The sequence below is a fragment of the Brevundimonas sp. genome (assembly GCF_032107865.1).
Taxonomy (GTDB): domain Bacteria; phylum Pseudomonadota; class Alphaproteobacteria; order Caulobacterales; family Caulobacteraceae; genus Brevundimonas.
The window spans coordinates 1-1,165 of record NZ_DAMCNG010000398.1; the positions used below are offsets into that span (position 1 = coordinate 1).

Here is a 1,165-nt window from a genome sequence, read left to right on the forward strand (position 1 = left end):
GCCTAGGGTGGTGGCGCGGTCGTCGATGCTCTCGCGGCCGCGCAGGGCGTCGGCGACCAGCTCGTTCTTGGCCTCGGCCAGTTCGGCGGCGGTGACGGGTTCGTCGCGCAGGCGCGCGATCTCGGCCTCCAGCGCGGCCTTGCCGGTCTCGACCGTCTCGCCGCCCGCCATGATGGCGTAGGCGGCCAGATTGCCCGCCTGCTGGGCGAAGTCGGGGTTGGAGCCCGCCGAGGCGGCGATCTGCTTGTCATAGACCAGCGAGCGGTACAGGCGGCTGCTCTCGCCGGTCGACAGGATGCCGTCCAGCACCGTCAGAGCCGCGCGGTCGGCGTCCTTGTAGGCCACGGTGTTCCAGGCCAGGGCGACGGCGGGCAGGGGCACGTTCGGCGCATAATAGGTGGCGGTGCGCGGGCCGGTCGGCTCGGGCTCCTTCACATCATTGGCGGGCATGGGCGTCGCCGGACGCTTCAGCGGGGCGAAGTATTCGTCGACCCAGCCGTCCAGCTGCGCATGATCGAAATTGCCCGCTACGATCAGCATGGCGTTGTCCGGCCGGTAGTAGGTGGCGTGGAAGCGCAGGACGTCGTCCAGGGTCGCGGCGTCCAGTTCCTCGATCGAGCCGATGCCCGGACGGCGATAGGGGTGGTCCTGATAGATGGTCTCGGGTGTGAACAGGCCGAACAGGCGGCCATAGGGGCTGGCCAGGATGCGCTGGCGGTATTCTTCCTTCACCACGTCGCGTTCGGAGGCGAAGTTGGCCTCGTCGACGACCAGCGAGCCCATGCGGTCCGCCTCGGCGAACAGGATGCGCTGCAGGTGGTTGGCGGGGACGACTTCGTAATAGGCGGTCACATCGTCGGCGGTGAAGGCGTTGTTGAAGCCGCCGACGTCCTCTGTCAGACGATCGAACGTCTCGGACGGCATGTTCTTCGTCGCCTTGAACAGTAGGTGCTCGAACAGGTGGGCGAAGCCCGAACGGCCCGCCGGATCGTCCTTCGACCCTACGCGATACCAGACCTGGACCGTGACGTTGGAGGTCGAGGCGTCGCGCGCCGTATAGACCTCCATGCCGTTGGCCAGCACCCGCTTGGTGAAGCCCAGCGGCGGCACGGCGACGCCGCCCTGGGCGGTTGTCGCGGCGGCGGGCGGCGCCTTGGCCCAGGCC

Annotated in this window: 1 protein-coding gene; it reads right to left on the minus strand. The window is 68.6% G+C overall.

Features of this window, described 5'->3' with window-relative positions; all coding sequences use genetic code 11:
• Positions 1-1,165 (minus strand): pitrilysin family protein (locus tag RT567_RS17090; protein ID WP_313577370.1); only part of this gene is annotated, 1,165 nt, incomplete at both ends.